Source organism: Colwellia sp. SU-HH01172, assembly GCF_057553355.1.
Window position 1 is genome coordinate 1 of the sequence record NZ_BAAJMB010000020.1, and the last position, 585, is coordinate 585.

Annotated in this window: 2 tRNA genes; both read right to left on the reverse strand. The window is 39.0% G+C overall.

The features are described from left to right. Positions 1 to 309: 309 nt before the first annotated feature. Positions 310 to 385, reverse strand: a tRNA-Ala gene (locus tag AC27JP_RS20300). A gap of 26 nt (positions 386 to 411) precedes the next feature. After that, positions 412 to 488 (reverse strand) — tRNA-Ile (locus AC27JP_RS20305). Positions 489 to 585 lie beyond the last annotated feature (97 nt).

Consider the following 585-nt stretch of genomic DNA (forward strand, 5'->3'; position numbering starts at 1 on the left):
TTCATTCCTTATAAATAAGAAATAAACATCGGGTTGATTAACTTTTCTCATCAACAAAAGTCGAGGAGAATACTTAATCACCATCATTACTTGCCGATAAAACAAGTAACAACAGCTTGGTATTTATAATTATAAAAAGAAACGCGCGACACGCTCTAATTCATATAAATACCGGTATTTATATCAGCTTTCCAGATTGTTAAAGAACTCATTCTTAACACGCATTCGGTTAAAAAAGTGGTTTAAAAAACCAAATTTAAAATGTTTTGAAAAACAACTTAAATTTGGTTTCTTCCTTTAGTGAAGAAGTGGTGGAGCTAAGCAGGATCGAACTGCTGACCTCCTGCGTGCAAGGCAGGCGCTCTCCCAGCTGAGCTATAGCCCCTCAATGGGAAACATCTATGGTTAACTTGGTAGGTCTGGGCAGACTTGAACTGCCGACCTCACCCTTATCAGGGGTGCGCTCTAACCAGCTGAGCTACAGACCTATTGTCTCTTGCGAGATGTCCGAAGCTTAGATGTTTGGACTTCTTCTAATTCGTTATCATGTAATTTGTGTGAACACTCATGAAATCTTGCGATTTC